Origin of the sequence: Mesorhizobium sp., from assembly GCF_005063415.1 — a bacterium.
GTDB lineage: Bacteria > Pseudomonadota > Alphaproteobacteria > Rhizobiales > Rhizobiaceae > Mesorhizobium.
Map to the genome: position 1 here is coordinate 1 of NZ_SUEG01000137.1, position 13,585 is coordinate 13,585.

Genomic DNA, 13,585 nt, shown 5'->3' on the forward strand with positions numbered 1-13,585 from the left:
GCCATACTCCCATACTCCCCTACTCCCCTACTCCCCTACTGCCATACTCCCATACTCCCCTACTCCCCTACTCCCCTACTCCCCTACTAGACATTCAGCAGCAAATACTCCCTCTCCCACGGGCTGATCACTTCCATGAAGGTCTCGAATTCCGCTCGCTTGATCGCCGCATAGGTGGCGGCAAATGACTTGCCGAGCAGCGCGCAGAGTTCCTCGTCTGCCTCGAACAGGTCGACGGCTTCGAGCAGGCTGCGCGGCAGGTCGATCTGGTCCTCGTTGGCGGTCGTCAGAACCGGCGGCTCGGCCTGGATCTTGTTGGTCATGCCGATCAGCCCGCAGGCGAGCGATGCCGCCAGCGCCAGATAGGGATTGGCGTCCGAGGACGGGATGCGGTTTTCGACGCGCCGCGCCGCCGGGTCGGAGCGGGGCACGCGGAAGGCCGTGGTGCGGTTGTCGTAGCCCCATTTGTTGTTGACCGGCGCCGAGGCCGACTGCGTCAGCCGCCGGTAGGAATTGACGTAGGGCGCAAACATCACCAGCGCGTTCGGCACATGTTTCTGCATGCCCCCGATGAAGTGGAAGAAGGCGTCGGTCTCCGAGCCGTCCTCCGCCGAAAAGACGTTCTTGCCGGTCTTCTTGTCGATGATCGACTGATGGATATGCATGGCCGAACCGGGCTGCCCCTGGATCGGCTTGGCCATGAATGTGGCATAGATCTCGTGCTTCAGCGCCGCCTCGCGGATGGTTCGCTTGAACATGAACACCTGGTCGGCGAGCTCGATCGGATCGCCGTGACGCAGATTGATTTCGAGCTGGCCGGCGCCCTCCTCGTGGATCAGCGTGTCGATCTCCAGGCCCTGGCTTTCGGAGAAATGGTAGATGTCGTCGATCAGTTCGTCGAATTCGTTGACCCCGGCGATCGAATAGCCGGCACCGCCGCCGATCGGCCGCCCGGAGCGCCCGACAGGCGGGGTCAGCGGGTAGTCCGGATCGGGGTTCTTGCGCACCAGGTAGAACTCGATCTCGGGCGCCACGACCGGTCTCAGCCCACGCTTGTCATAGGCGGCAAGCACGCGCTTCAGCACGTTGCGCGGCGTGAACTCGACCGAGCGGCCGTCCTGGTGGACGAGGTCGCAGATCACCGCCGCGGTAGGGTCCTCCTCCCACGGCACCACCGTCAGCGTCGAGAGATCAGGCATCAGCTTGAGGTCGCCGTCGTCCTCCGGATAGTGGAAACCGTTGCCGTCCTCCGGATAACCGCCCGAGATCGTCGTCATGAACACCGCCGAAGGCAGTGCAAGCGAGGTGTTGGAGGTGAACTTCTTCGATGGCATCATCTTGCCGCGCGCAACCCCGGCCTGGTCGGGTGTGATGCATTCGATATCTTCGATGCCGCGCCATTCCAGCCAGGCGCTGACTTCCTTCCAGTTCTTGACGCCACGTTGGTTTTTCACGAAGGCAGGCGTGCGGGCGCGTCCTCCGCGGCTCGACGGACGGACTTCCTTTTTTGCAGGCGGCATCAATCACCAGATTTGTTGCAGATTGTGGAGTATAGCCGTTGCCGACGACGAAAGGGAAGGGGAGCCGGCTGGCGTGCGCATCGATAACCCCGGGGAACACAACGACTTCCGGATAAAAGCCTCCTGGTTTAGGGTCGGCCTCCCGCAACGCTGCAATTGATGAGCCGCCATGCAACACAGCCGCAAACTGACGACGATCGGCTTCGACGCCGATGACACGCTGTGGCAGAACGAACAGTTCTTCCGCATGACAGAGAAGCGCTTTGCCGCGTTGCTCGCCGATCATGCCGAGGAGGACCGGATTTCGGCAAGATTGCTGGAGGCCGAGAAGCGCAACCTCGCGGTCTACGGCTTCGGCATCAAGGGATTTACGCTGTCGATGGTCGAGACGGCGATCGAGGTCACCAAAGGCCAGGTGCCGGCCTCGACCATTGCCGAAATTCTCGCCGCGGGCCGCGAGATGCTCAGCCATCCGATCGAGCCGCTTCCGCATGCGCGCGAAACCGTGGAAAAGCTGGCCGGCGCCTACCGCCTGGTGCTGATCACCAAGGGCGACCTGTTCGACCAGGAACGCAAGCTGGCGCAATCCGGCCTGGGCGAACTGTTTGATGCCGTCGAGATCGTCAGCGACAAGAGCGCGGCCACCTATAGCCGAATCTTCAGCCGCCACGGCGACGGCCCGGAAAAGGGCATGATGGTCGGCAACTCGCTCAAATCGGACGTCGTGCCGGCCATCGAAGCCGGCAGTTGGGGCATCCACGTTCCGCATGAGCTGACCTGGGTGCTGGAACATGTCGAGCCGCCGGTCTTGGCACCACGCTTTCGCCAGATAGCCAATCTCGGTGAACTGCCGGGCTTGATCGAGCATATCGGCGAGACTGATTGATCAGGTCTGCAGCCGAGGCATCGCGGTAGGGGTCAGTTGCGCCCAATTCCGATCAGGCGGTCGATCACCGGCTGCAGCCGTTCGGTGGTGATCGGCTTGACGACCACTGCATCGATGACGCTGGACAGGCCCAGGCTCTCGGGAGTGCCGGTCTTGACTGAAAGCAGGATCACCGACGGAAGCGATTTGCCTGACGCCCTTCGCAGTGCATCGATGCCCGACAACAAGGCGTCGCAGTCCCCGTTCTCCGCTCCGCCATCGAGAACGACAGCCCCGGGAATCAGCGCGCGCAAGGTCTTTGCCGCGGTTTCGGGAGTTTCCGAGATCGGTTTGAGGCCGGACCGCTCCACGATCTTTGAAACCACGACGCGGTTGATCGGTGATTTTCCGACCACCAGCACCCGCGAGAAATCCGGGAGCATCCGCGTCTCCATGTCCCGGCTAACGAAATGCAGCTGTTTTGCAGTCTCGATATCGCGATTCGCTGGGCACATGGCGGGGCAGGCCGTTGTTCAATGTTTCAATGCAGGGTTGAAACTCAAGAGGTAATTGGCGTGAGATCACTGCTCATGTCAAGCTCAAATGGCATATCAGGAGAATATCGCAAGAAACATTAAAATTAAAATTAAGTGCTTTTCTTTGCCGCCGCCCGAAGGAGAAGTTGCCACCACAACCGGGCAGGTTTCAGCGAAGGTTGGCTTTGCGGCGCGAACGCATCAACTCGCAGCCGTAGCCGGATTGACGTAAGGTTGGAGGAAGGCGAGGCAGGTCTGTCGCGAGCTTGTCGCATCGCCTCGCTGGACTACCCTTCCTCGTTGGCTAAGCACGTCTCTTTGAGCGACGGGAGATGACAATGGAACTCGTGACTCACAAGAAATTCAAAAACGGCCGGTTGATGCCATGGGGAAAGGGTACGGTCGTTACCGGCGCAAAGGGATTTGTCTACCTTTCCGGAAACACCGCGACCGCCGAGGACTACGATCCGATCGGCAAAAGCGGCGGCGGCGCCATTGGCGATGCAGCGGCACAGTGGCGCGCAATTCTCTCCAATATCAAATCAGATCTGGAGGAGCTTGGCAGTGCGCTCGAGCATCTCATCCGGCTGACCTTCTTTGTTAAGGGGCCATTTCCCGATGGCGGCGTTCTGAGTTCCCCCAATTTCCGCCTGGACGTCTTGGACGAATTCTTTGCGGTGCACTGCCCGAAGCACTGCAGCTACAACAACCCGCCGCCCTCGGAAGTTATTGGAGTTGCAGCGCTTGCGCAGTCTGATCTTGTCATTGAAATCGTTGCACTAGCAGCTCTGCCGGACTAGGCAGAGCCGCGGCCTGCGAGGTGCGATAGCATGCGCTCAAAAGAGGCGCCGTGCTATCGAGTTCATCAGTCGTGGCTCCGCTGCGTGACGATGACCGGGATCAGCAGATCGCCCCAGTTGCCGTCGCCGCCATGGTGCCGTGCCGAGCGCACCAGCTCAACCGAGACCCCGGCCTCGACCGCCTTCATCACCGACTGATTGAGCCTGTGCAGATCGTTCGCCAGCATGCGGATGGTCGCCTGCTGGTCGACATTCATGCTGGTGGCCTGCTCTTCGGCCCGTTCCTTGACGCGGCTTATCGATGCCATTGGTCTTCTCCTTGTGTTGCCATGCCCGTTTGGGCGTTCCCTCTGTTTGTCTGCTATTCCGCCGCCGGCCTGAACTGGGCGTGCTCGGTCGATCCATGCATGGCCGTGGTCGAAGACTGGCCACCGGTGATCGCCATCGAGACGGCGTCGAAATAGCCGGTGCCGACCTCGCGCTGGTGCTTGGTGGCGGTGTAGCCATTGGCTTCCGCGGCGAATTCCGCCTCCTGCAGTTCCGAATAGGCTGCCATCTGCCGCTCCTTGTAGCCGCGGGCGAGCTCGAACATGCCGAAATTGAGCTGGTGGAAACCGGCCAGCGTAATGAACTGGAACTTGTAACCCATGGCGCCGAGTTCCTTCTGGAACTTCGCGATCGTCGCGTCATCGAGATTCTTCTTCCAGTTGAAAGACGGCGAGCAATTATAGGCAAGCAGCTTGCCCGGATGGTGCTTGCGCACGCCCTCGGCAAACGTCCTGGCCTGCCCCAGATCGGGCTTGGAGGTCTCGCACCAGATCAGGTCCGCATAGGGCGCATAGGCGACGGCGCGGGCGATGCAGGGCTCGATGCCGTTGCTGACACGATAAAAGCCCTCCGCGGTGCGGCCGGCGCCATAATCGACGAAGGGCCGGTCGTGTTCGTCGATGTCGGAGGTCAAGAGCTTTGCCGCTTCCGCGTCGGTGCGCGCCACGACCAGCGTCGGCGTGCCCATGACGTCGGCGGCAAGGCGCGCCGCGTTGAGGTTGCGGATGTGCGCGGCGGTCGGGATCAGCACCTTGCCGCCGAGATGGCCGCATTTCTTCTCCGAGGCCAGCTGGTCCTCGTAATGGACGCCGGCCGCACCCGCCTCGATGAACGCCTTCATGATCTCGAAAGCGTTGAGCGGCCCGCCGAAGCCGGCTTCGGCATCGGCGACGATCGGCGCGAACCAGGTGTCGACCGACAGCCCCTTGCCTTCCGAAGTCTCGATCTGGTCGGCGCGCTGTAAGGTGCGGTTGATGCGCTTGACCAGTTCGGGCGCCGCATTGGCGGGATAGAGCGATTGGTCCGGGTACATGGCGGAAGCGGTGTTGGCATCGGCGGCGACCTGCCATCCTGACAGATAGATCGCCTTCAGCCCGGCCCGCACCTGCTGCATTGCCTGGTTGCCCGACATGGCACCCAGCGCGTTGACGAAATCCTCTTCATGGATGAGCTGCCACAGCCGGTTTGCGCCCATTTCGGCGAGGCTCTGCCGAATCTGCACCGAGCCGCGCAGCCGTTTCACGTCCTCTGGCGAATACGGCCGTTCGATGCCATCGAAGCGACCTTGCGGCGCCGACGGGACAAGGTTGTAAAAATCGGTCATTGGTCACTCCAGGCTGGCTTTAATGCCGGTTTCGGAAACGCCGCACAGGAAAAATATGTGCGCCGTATGTGTGACATCATTTACATGCCGGCACGACGCAAGCGAGGTAAACCTCCAGATTGACAAAAAAATAAGAGAAAACCTGTGTTGTGTTTGACTGATGAGGGCTGTAAATCTGTCATGATTGTAAAGACCGCCATGCCATTGGCGGATGTAAATTTCTGTCAAGGGCAGTCGATTGGCCGACCATAAAATCTTCGCCGGGCCGCGCATTCGTCGCATCCGCAACGCCAAGGGCCTGACCCAGACGGCGATGGCCGAAGGGCTCGGCATCTCGCCGTCCTATCTCAATCTCATCGAGCGCAACCAGCGGCCGCTGACGGTGCAACTGATCTTGAGACTGGCGTCCGTCTACAAGGTCGACCCACATGAATTGCAGGGCGAGGCGAGGGGTTCGATCGCCGATTTGAAGGAAGTGTTTTCAGATCCGTTGCTGGCCGGCGAACTGCCGGGCGACCAGGAACTCATCGAGCTTGCCGAGGCGGCGCCCAACGCTTCCGCCGCTGTGATAAAGCTGTTTCGCGCCTATCGCGAGCAGGCCGAGCGACTATCGGATCTCAACGAGCTGCTCGCGCGCGAGGGCAAAGCCACCGCACTCTCGGGCGCCCGGCTGCCGATCGACGAGGTGCATGAGATTTTCGAACGCCGGCCGAACCATTTTGCCGCGCTCGAAGAGGAAGCCGAGTCATTTACGTCGGTGCTCGATCCCGGCGATGATCTGTTCAGTGCGTTGAAGGCCTGGCTGCGGCGTGAATTCGGCATCGTCGTCAAGGTACTGCCGGTCGCCATCATGCCCAACTGGCGCCGTCGCTATGACCGTCACTCGCAGCGCCTGTTCCTGTCCGAGCGCCTGTCGCCATTCGATCAGCTGCGCGAGGTGGCTATGGAGGCCTGCCTGATCCGCATGAGCGTCGCTGTCGCTGCCGAGATCCAGGCGCTGAAGCTGGCCACGGACGAAGCCCGCCGGCTGGCACGTTTCGAGCTCGGCCGCTATGCCGCGCACGCTCTGATGATGCCCTATCAATCTTTTCACGCCGCTGCGGTCCGTGCCCGCTATGACATCGACATGTTGCGGTCGCGCTTCGGCGTCTCCTTCGAGCAGGCGGCGAACCGGCTGACCACGCTGCAGCGGTCGGGTGCGTCGGGCGTGCCGTTCTTCATGCTCGAGGTCGACAGTGCCGGCAATCGGTTCCGCAAGGCGGGCAGCCACGGCTTTCCGCAAAGCCGCTTCGGCGGCGGCTGTCCGAAGCTGCCGGTCCATGCCGCCTTCGCCCAGCCCGGCCAGATCCTGGTCGAGGCAGTGGAAATGCCCGACGGCGCAGCGTTTCTCTGCATGGCTCGCACGCTCGAAGGGCCGCAGGGCTCGTTTGCCGAGCGCCCGCGGCGCACGGCGCTGCTGCTCGGCTGCGACATCGGTTTTCGCGACGAGGTCGTCTATGGAGCGGCATTGCCGGGGCCGCCCGCCATCGGCAAGACCGGACAGAGCGCCGCTGCGCTGGCGACGCCGGTCGGCCCTGCCTGCCGGCTGTGCGAACGCATCGGCTGCCTCGCCCGCGCCGAGCCACCCGTGACACGTCCGCTCGGCCTCGACGAGATGGTGACGGGACTGTCGGCGTTCGATTTCCAGTAAGGCCGCGGCAGGTTGCTGGCCAAAGAAGATCATACGCGTTTTGATGGCAGGAAAACTACAGGCTGTCCCCCGGGACATTGCTCGTCGAAGTATTGATTCAGCATCGGCCGTGAGATATCAAAAGACGAGTTGCGCGACGATCGGGGGATCAGGATGGGCAGGACGTTTTTTTGGCTTGGCTTGGTGCTTGCCTTTTCGGTCTGCCCCGCATTTGCGGAAAAGTCCGCGGACTTCTTCAAATCCTATCAACAGTATAATGACGCCGGCAAAGCATTCCTGGACAAGATCGATCCGAAGACTGGCGCGATAGACCTTGCCGAAGGCGTGCACCTGGATCTCAAGGACAAATTCTATTTTCTGAACAAGGAAGACACTACCTCCGTCCTGACGGAAGCCTGGGACAATCCGCCCGGCGCCGCTTCCGAAGCGCTCGGCATGATCTTCCCGGCCAAGTATGACCCCATTGCCGAGAACAATTGGGGAATCGAGCTACGATGGGAAAAGATAGGTTACGTCGACGACAGCGAGGCGGCATCCATCGACTACAATGAATTGTTGCGCAACATGCAGGCGGACACGCTGTCGGGCAACGATCAAAGGGCTAAGGACGGCTTTCAGCCCGTGACCCTGGTCGGTTGGGCCTCACCGCCGGTGTACGACGCGGTCAACAAGCGTCTTCACTGGGCCAAGGAACTGCAATTCGGAGACGACAGCATCCACACGCTCAACTACGACGTCCGTTTCCTTGGACGGGAAGGCGTTTTCGTGATGAGCTACATCGCCACTGTGGAGCAGTTGCCAGAGATAAAACAGAGCCTGGATGAGGTGCTCGGCCTTGCCGTTTTCAATCCGGGCAAGAAGTACGTGGACTTCAGACCAGGTGTCGACACGGTTGCGGCGGTTGGCATCGGTGGCCTCATCGCCGGCAAACTGGCGGCAAAGGCGGGACTTCTGGCGGTAGGGCTCATCGCGCTGAAAAAATTCGGCATTTTCCTGCTGATTCCCTTGGCAGGTCTTTGGCGCTTCATCCGCGGCAACAGAACAACCTCCTAAATCGATCATCGGCTCAATTCTCGGACCTGCTAATCGCCGGTGCGCCAAATGGAACACGATGCTGGATCACGCCCGATCCGTGTCTTTGCGTTACGCGATTAAAGCACGTTTCTGTCGTCCGCTGTGCATCGTGCTGCCCCGAAATCGCCGACAGTCGTAGTCATGACCGACATATCATCACCGCAGATCGCCGTTTCGCCTCCGCGAAATGAGGAGCGTACTGGTTTCCTGCTGGTGTTCCTGTCGGCGCTGATGTGGAGCCTCGGCGGTACCATTGCCCGTTTCATTGATGCCGGCGACAGCTGGACGGTGGTGTTCTGGCGTTCGGTCTGGGCCGCCGCCTTCCTGCTCTGCTTCATGGTCTGGCGCGACGGCTGGCATGGCACGCTGAAGCTGTTTCGCGGCATGGGCCTGGCCGGCCTTGCGGTGGCATTCTGCTTCGCCACGGCCTCGACCTCTTTCGTCGTGGCGCTTGCCTATACTACCGTCGCCAACATCCTCCTGATGCAGGCCGGCGTGCCGCTTCTGGCGGCGCTATTTGCCTGGGCGCTGTTTCGCGAACGGGTGGCCGTGGCGACCTGGGTAGCGATTGCCGCCGTCATTGCCGGCGTCGCCATCATGGTCTCGGAATCGCTCGATGGCGCGGTGTCGCCGATCGGCGACGGGCTGGCGCTGCTCATCGCCGTCATGTTCTCGATCGCCACCGTCATCACGCGCCGCTTTGCCCATGTGCGCATGACCCCGGCGACCTGCCTCGGCACAATGCTGGCGGCCGCCTTTGCGGCCTCCCAGGCGTCGGCACTCGGCGTCTCCAGCCACGATATGGGCTTCCTCTTTGCCTTCGGCGTGATCAATCTGGGACTCGGCCTCGCCTTCTTCGCCACCGGAGCCCGGCTTGTACCGGCCGCCGTCGCGGCGCTGCTCGGCACGTTCGAACCGATCCTTGGCCCGATCTGGGTCTGGCTCATCCATTCTGAGGTGCCGTCGGCGCGCACCATCGTCGGCGGTGCGGTCGTCGTCACCGCGCTGCTCGTCCATATCGGGCTCGAGTTCAAGCGTCAGACGCGGCCCGCGCGAGCGGGCGTCACCGGTGTGCCTTCGCCTAATTGATGCAGTGCGCGCGTCAAAGCGAGATGAACCATTGACAACGTCGCAGCCGCGCGGGCAGGCTGCGATCACGGCAACAACAAGACAGGCGTATCTTGCCAAGTCTCCATGCCGGCCGCATCGAGGCCGGACAACATCGTCGTCTCCCTGCCCGCGCCGTAGCGAAAGCTTCCGACGGCGCCGGAACACCACCAACGCCACGCCAAGTCTTCGCTGTCGGCTCGCCGCCGGGTCATAATGGCGCCGGCAATTCCCGCTTGTCGCCTGCCTGCAAGCCCAATACCCTGAAGCAAATGCCCAGCCGCGCGGACGCCGCGACGTGCTGGCGACGGAACACTCATCAAAGGAGAATAGTATGATCCGCAAAGCGCTCTGGCTTTCGGCGACTTCGGCGTTTTTGGCAGCTTTTACCTTGGGCGCGCATGCCGACGATCGCGTCGTTAACGTCTTCAACTGGTCGGACTATATCGACAGTTCGATCATCGACGACTTCACCAAGGAAACCGGCATCAAGGTGGTCTACGACACTTTCGATTCCAACGAGATCCTGGAAACGAAACTGCTCGCCGGCGGCAGCGGCTACGATGTCGTCGTGCCCAGCGGCAATTTCCTTGCGCGCCAGATCCAGGCGAATGTGTTCCAGAAGCTCGACAAGTCGAAACTGCCGAACATTTCAAACATGTGGGACACGGTCATGGAACGGACCGCCAAATATGATCCCGGCAACGAATATTCGATCAACTACATGTGGGGTACGGTCGGCATCGGCTACAACATCAAGAAGGTGCAGGCAGCGCTCGGCACCGACAAGATCGACAGCTGGGACGTGTTCTTCAATCCCGAAAGCCTGGCCAAATTGAAGGACTGCGGCGTCTATGTGCTGGATTCGCCGGCCGACATCATACCGGCGGCATTGAAATATCTGGGCCTCGATCCGAACAGCACGTCGCCCGATGAGATTGCCAAGGCCGAAGAAACCTTGCTGAAGGTCCGGCCCTATATCCGCAAATTCCACTCTTCCGAATATATCAACGCCCTTGCCAATGGCGACATCTGCCTGGCGGTCGGCTGGTCGGGTGACGTCTTCCAGGCCCGCAACCGCGCCGACGAAGCCAAGCAGGGCGTCGAGATCGGCTATTCCGTGCCGAAGGAAGGTGCCCAGATGTGGTTCGACCAGATGGCGATCCCGGCTGATGCGCCGCATGCCGCCGAAGCGCATGAATTCCTGAACTACATGATGAAGCCCGAAGTGATCGCCAAATCGTCGAACTATGTGCTTTACGCGAACGGCAACAAGGCTTCGCAGCAGTTCATCGACAAGGCGATCCTGGAAGATCCGGCGATCTATCCGGATGCTGCCACCTTGCAGAAGCTCTACACCGTCTCGCCTTACGATCCCAAGACCCAGCGCATCATCACCCGCACCTGGACCAAGATCGTCACCGGCCAATAACAATCTGACCAGGCCCCGGCAGCCGGCTGCCGGGGCGCTTTCTCATGGGGCAAGCAGCAGGACGGAGTGGGACATGAAATCGCTTGGCAGCATCCGCAGGGATTTCGCGCCGTGGAACGATCCGAACGCCAAGCCATACATCCAGTTCGACAACGTCACCAAGAAATTCGGTGAGTTCACGGCGGTCAACAACCTGTCGCTGACCATCTTCGAACGCGAATTCTTTGCCTTGCTTGGGGCCTCAGGCTGCGGGAAATCGACGCTGCTCAGGATGCTCGCCGGCTTCGAGGAGCCGTCCGCCGGCCGCATCCTGCTCGATGGCCAGGATCTGCGCGGCATTCCGCCCTACCGGCGGCCGGTCAACATGATGTTCCAGTCCTACGCCTTGTTTCCGCACATGACGGTCGAGAACAACATCGCCTTCGGCCTCAAGCAGGAAGGCATGGCCAAGGCCGATATCGACAAGCGCGTCGCCGAGATGCTGAAGCTGGTCAAGCTCGAGCAGTTCGCCAAGCGCAAGCCGCACCAATTGTCGGGCGGCCAGCGCCAGCGCGTCGCGCTCGCCCGCTCGGTCGCCAAGCGGCCGAAAGTCCTGCTGCTCGACGAGCCGCTTGGTGCGCTGGACAAGAAGCTGCGCGAGGAAACCCAGTTCGAGCTGATGGACCTGCAGCAGAACCTCGGCCTCACCTTCGTCGTCGTCACCCATGATCAGGAAGAGGCGATGACGATGGCCGACCGCATCGCCATCATCGACAAGGGCGAGGTGATGCAGGTGGCGACGCCGGCCGAGGTCTACGAAGCGCCGGGTTCCCGCTTCGTCGCCGGCTTCGTCGGCAATGTGAATATGTTCGACGGCAAGATCGCGGCTGGCGAGGCCGGCAGTGCGAGCATCAATGCCGGCAACGGCATCACCATCCGGACCGAAAATGCCGGCAGTGCGGCCGCCGGAACGTCCGTCACCTTCGCCATCAGGCCGGAGAAGATCAAGGTGTCCTCCACGAAACCGGCCGGTGCCGTCAACGCCATTGAGGGCGAGGTCTACGACATAGCCTATCTCGGCGACATGACCGTCTATCACGTCAGGCTGGATGACGGTCAGGTGGTGCGGGCGAGCACCATGAACGCGGCACGCCTCACCGAGGACCCATTGACCTGGAACGACCGCGCCTGGGTTTCTTTCCGCCCCGACGCCGGCGTCGTCCTGACACGGTAGGGACTGACCATGTCCGCTGTCACCGCCGCAACAAGCTCTCCGGCAAGCGCTGCCGGCAAATCCACCTTGGTCAGGCTGGGAGAGGCCGTCGTTAGCCGTCTCGTCATCATCATCCCCTACCTCTGGCTGCTGTTCTTCTTTCTCGTCCCCTTCATCATCGTCTTCAAGATTTCGCTGTCGCAGACGGCGATCGCTATGCCGCCCTACACGCCGGTGCTCGATTTCCGCAGCGGCATTTCCGGGGTTATCGCGTGGTTTGGCACACTCAATTTCGACAACTACATCTTGCTGACGCGTGATGCGCTTTACTTCAACGCCTATGTGACGAGCGTCATCGTCGCCGCCATCTCGACGGTCCTGACATTGCTGATCGGCTATCCCATCGCCTATGGCATGGCCCGCGCTCCAGCGACGATCCGCCCGACCTTGCTGATGCTGGTGATCCTGCCGTTCTGGACCTCGTTCCTGATCCGTGTCTACGCCTGGATTGGCATCCTCAAGCCCGAGGGCCTGCTCAACCAGCTGCTGCTCGCAACCGGCATCATCAGCCAGCCGCTGATCATCCTCAACACCTATACGGCGATCTTCATCGGCATCGTTTACTCCTATCTGCCGTTCATGGTGCTGCCGCTCTATTCGTCCTTGGAGAAAATGGACCATACGCTGATCGAGGCCGCCAAGGATCTCGGCTGCCCGCCGACCAGCGCCTTCTGGAAGATCACCTTTCCGCTGTCGCTGCCCGGCGTCATCGCCGGCTGCCTCCTGGTGTTCATTCCCGCCGTCGGCGAGTTCGTCATTCCCGACCTGCTCGGCGGCTCGCAGACGCTGATGATCGGCAGGACGCTGTGGAACGAGTTCTTCGCCAACCGCGACTGGCCGGTGTCGTCCGCGGTTGCCGTCATCTTGCTGCTGCTGCTGATCGTGCCGATCATGCTCTTCCAGCGAGCCCAGGCGCGTGCCCAGGAGCAGGACCAATGAACGCGACCTGGAGCCGCTTCAACATCACATCGATCGTGCTCGGCTTTGCCTTTCTTTACCTGCCGATCGTCCTGCTCGTCGTGTTCTCTTTCAACGAATCGAAGCTGGTCACCGTCTGGGGTGGCTTCTCGACGAAATGGTACGTCTCGCTGTTCCACAACCGGGGTCTGATGGACGCCACCTGGGTGACGGCCCGCGTCGGCGTCATCTCGGCCACGGTGGCGACTGTGCTCGGCACGCTGGCGGCGCTCACCTTGACACGCTACACGCGCTTTCGCGGCCGACTGCTGTTTTCCGGCATGGTGTTTGCACCGCTGGTCATGCCGGAAGTCATCACCGGCCTGTCGCTGCTGCTGCTCTTCGTCGCCGTCGGCCTCGACCGCGGCTTTCTCACGGTGACGCTTGCCCACACCACGCTAACCATGTGCTTCGTTGCGGTGGTGGTTCAGTCGCGCCTGATCACTTTCGATCGTTCGCTGGAAGAGGCCGCGATGGACCTCGGTGCGTCACCGGTGAAGACCTTCTTCCAGATCACGCTGCCGGTTATCATGCCGGCTATCGTCTCCGGCTGGATGCTGGCTTTCACGCTGTCGCTCGACGATTTGGTTATTGCCAGCTTCACCTCGGGGCCCGGCGCCACGACGCTGCCGATGAAGATCTACAGCCAGGTCCGCCTTGGCGTGACGCCGGAAATCAATGCGGCGTGCACCATCTTGATC

Annotated in this window: 13 protein-coding genes; 9 read left to right on the forward strand and 4 right to left on the reverse strand. The window is 61.3% G+C overall.

Going from position 1 to position 13,585, the window contains the following annotated elements; all coding sequences use genetic code 11:
• Positions 1-86: 86 nt before the first annotated feature.
• A complete protein-coding gene (locus tag E5W70_RS25665; protein WP_292663746.1) occupies positions 87-1,520 on the reverse strand; it encodes a glutamine synthetase family protein in 1,434 nt (477 codons plus the stop codon).
• Between the two features lie 169 nt (positions 1,521-1,689).
• On the opposite strand from E5W70_RS25665, the gene E5W70_RS25670 reads away from it, so the two are divergent.
• Positions 1,690-2,406: an HAD family hydrolase gene (locus E5W70_RS25670; RefSeq protein WP_292663748.1), complete on the forward strand. Its 717-nt coding sequence runs from the start codon at positions 1,690-1,692 to the stop codon at positions 2,404-2,406.
• 32 nt (positions 2,407-2,438) lie between these two features.
• On the opposite strand, the gene E5W70_RS25675 is transcribed toward E5W70_RS25670, so the two are convergent.
• Positions 2,439-2,828 carry a response regulator gene (locus E5W70_RS25675; protein WP_292663750.1) on the reverse strand — a complete coding sequence of 130 codons (390 nt, stop codon included), beginning with the start codon at positions 2,826-2,828 and terminating at the stop codon, positions 2,439-2,441.
• Positions 2,829-3,259: 431 nt separating this feature from the next.
• On the opposite strand from E5W70_RS25675, the gene E5W70_RS25680 reads away from it, so the two are divergent.
• Positions 3,260-3,721 (forward strand): RidA family protein, encoded by a 462-nt coding sequence (locus E5W70_RS25680; protein ID WP_292663752.1) that lies wholly within the window; start codon positions 3,260-3,262, stop codon positions 3,719-3,721.
• Positions 3,722-3,786: 65 nt separating this feature from the next.
• Here E5W70_RS25680 and E5W70_RS25685 read toward each other — a convergent pair whose 3' ends face one another.
• Both E5W70_RS25685 and aceA read right to left on the reverse strand, forming a co-directional pair.
• Positions 3,787-4,029, reverse strand: a complete 243-nt coding sequence (locus tag E5W70_RS25685) for a hypothetical protein (protein ID WP_023719402.1) — start codon at positions 4,027-4,029, stop codon at positions 3,787-3,789.
• A gap of 53 nt (positions 4,030-4,082) precedes the next feature.
• Positions 4,083-5,372: an isocitrate lyase gene (gene aceA, locus E5W70_RS25690; protein WP_292663754.1), complete on the reverse strand. Its 1,290-nt coding sequence runs from the start codon at positions 5,370-5,372 to the stop codon at positions 4,083-4,085.
• A 238-nt stretch (positions 5,373-5,610) separates the two neighbouring features.
• Between aceA and E5W70_RS25695 the strand changes: the two genes are divergently transcribed.
• The 7 genes from E5W70_RS25695 to E5W70_RS25725 form a co-directional block, all read left to right on the forward strand.
• Positions 5,611-7,062 carry an XRE family transcriptional regulator gene (locus E5W70_RS25695; protein ID WP_292663756.1) on the forward strand — a complete coding sequence of 484 codons (1,452 nt, stop codon included), beginning with the start codon at positions 5,611-5,613 and terminating at the stop codon, positions 7,060-7,062.
• A 153-nt stretch (positions 7,063-7,215) separates the two neighbouring features.
• Positions 7,216-8,115, forward strand: a complete 900-nt coding sequence (locus E5W70_RS25700; RefSeq protein WP_292663758.1) for a DUF2167 domain-containing protein — start codon at positions 7,216-7,218, stop codon at positions 8,113-8,115.
• Between the two features lie 162 nt (positions 8,116-8,277).
• Positions 8,278-9,225: a DMT family transporter gene (locus E5W70_RS25705; RefSeq protein WP_292663760.1), complete on the forward strand. Its 948-nt coding sequence runs from the start codon at positions 8,278-8,280 to the stop codon at positions 9,223-9,225.
• A gap of 352 nt (positions 9,226-9,577) precedes the next feature.
• Positions 9,578-10,675 carry a polyamine ABC transporter substrate-binding protein gene (locus E5W70_RS25710; protein ID WP_292663763.1) on the forward strand — a complete coding sequence of 366 codons (1,098 nt, stop codon included), beginning with the start codon at positions 9,578-9,580 and terminating at the stop codon, positions 10,673-10,675.
• 73 nt (positions 10,676-10,748) lie between these two features.
• On the forward strand, positions 10,749-11,888 hold the full coding sequence (locus E5W70_RS25715; protein WP_292663764.1) for an ABC transporter ATP-binding protein: 1,140 nt from the start codon (positions 10,749-10,751) through the stop codon (positions 11,886-11,888).
• A gap of 3 nt (positions 11,889-11,891) precedes the next feature.
• Entirely contained in the window at positions 11,892-12,866 is a 975-nt protein-coding gene (locus tag E5W70_RS25720) for an ABC transporter permease subunit (protein WP_292663769.1), read from the forward strand.
• Positions 12,863-13,585 (forward strand): ABC transporter permease subunit (locus E5W70_RS25725; RefSeq protein ID WP_292663767.1); only part of this gene is annotated, 723 nt, incomplete at its 3' end. The genes E5W70_RS25720 and E5W70_RS25725, both read left to right, overlap by 4 nt.

Coding starts and splice junctions, on each gene's coding strand:
- E5W70_RS25665 (WP_292663746.1), bottom strand. CDS start 1,520: ATGCCGCCTGCAAAAAAGGAAGTCCGTCCGTCGAGCCGCGGAGGACGC.
- E5W70_RS25670 (WP_292663748.1), top strand. CDS start 1,690: ATGCAACACAGCCGCAAACTGACGACGATCGGCTTCGACGCCGATGAC.
- E5W70_RS25675 (WP_292663750.1), bottom strand. CDS start 2,828: ATGCTCCCGGATTTCTCGCGGGTGCTGGTGGTCGGAAAATCACCGATC.
- E5W70_RS25680 (WP_292663752.1), top strand. CDS start 3,260: ATGGAACTCGTGACTCACAAGAAATTCAAAAACGGCCGGTTGATGCCA.
- E5W70_RS25685 (WP_023719402.1), bottom strand. CDS start 4,029: ATGGCATCGATAAGCCGCGTCAAGGAACGGGCCGAAGAGCAGGCCACC.
- aceA (WP_292663754.1), bottom strand. CDS start 5,372: ATGACCGATTTTTACAACCTTGTCCCGTCGGCGCCGCAAGGTCGCTTC.
- E5W70_RS25700 (WP_292663758.1), top strand. CDS start 7,216: ATGGGCAGGACGTTTTTTTGGCTTGGCTTGGTGCTTGCCTTTTCGGTC.
- E5W70_RS25705 (WP_292663760.1), top strand. CDS start 8,278: ATGACCGACATATCATCACCGCAGATCGCCGTTTCGCCTCCGCGAAAT.
- E5W70_RS25710 (WP_292663763.1), top strand. CDS start 9,578: ATGATCCGCAAAGCGCTCTGGCTTTCGGCGACTTCGGCGTTTTTGGCA.
- E5W70_RS25715 (WP_292663764.1), top strand. CDS start 10,749: ATGAAATCGCTTGGCAGCATCCGCAGGGATTTCGCGCCGTGGAACGAT.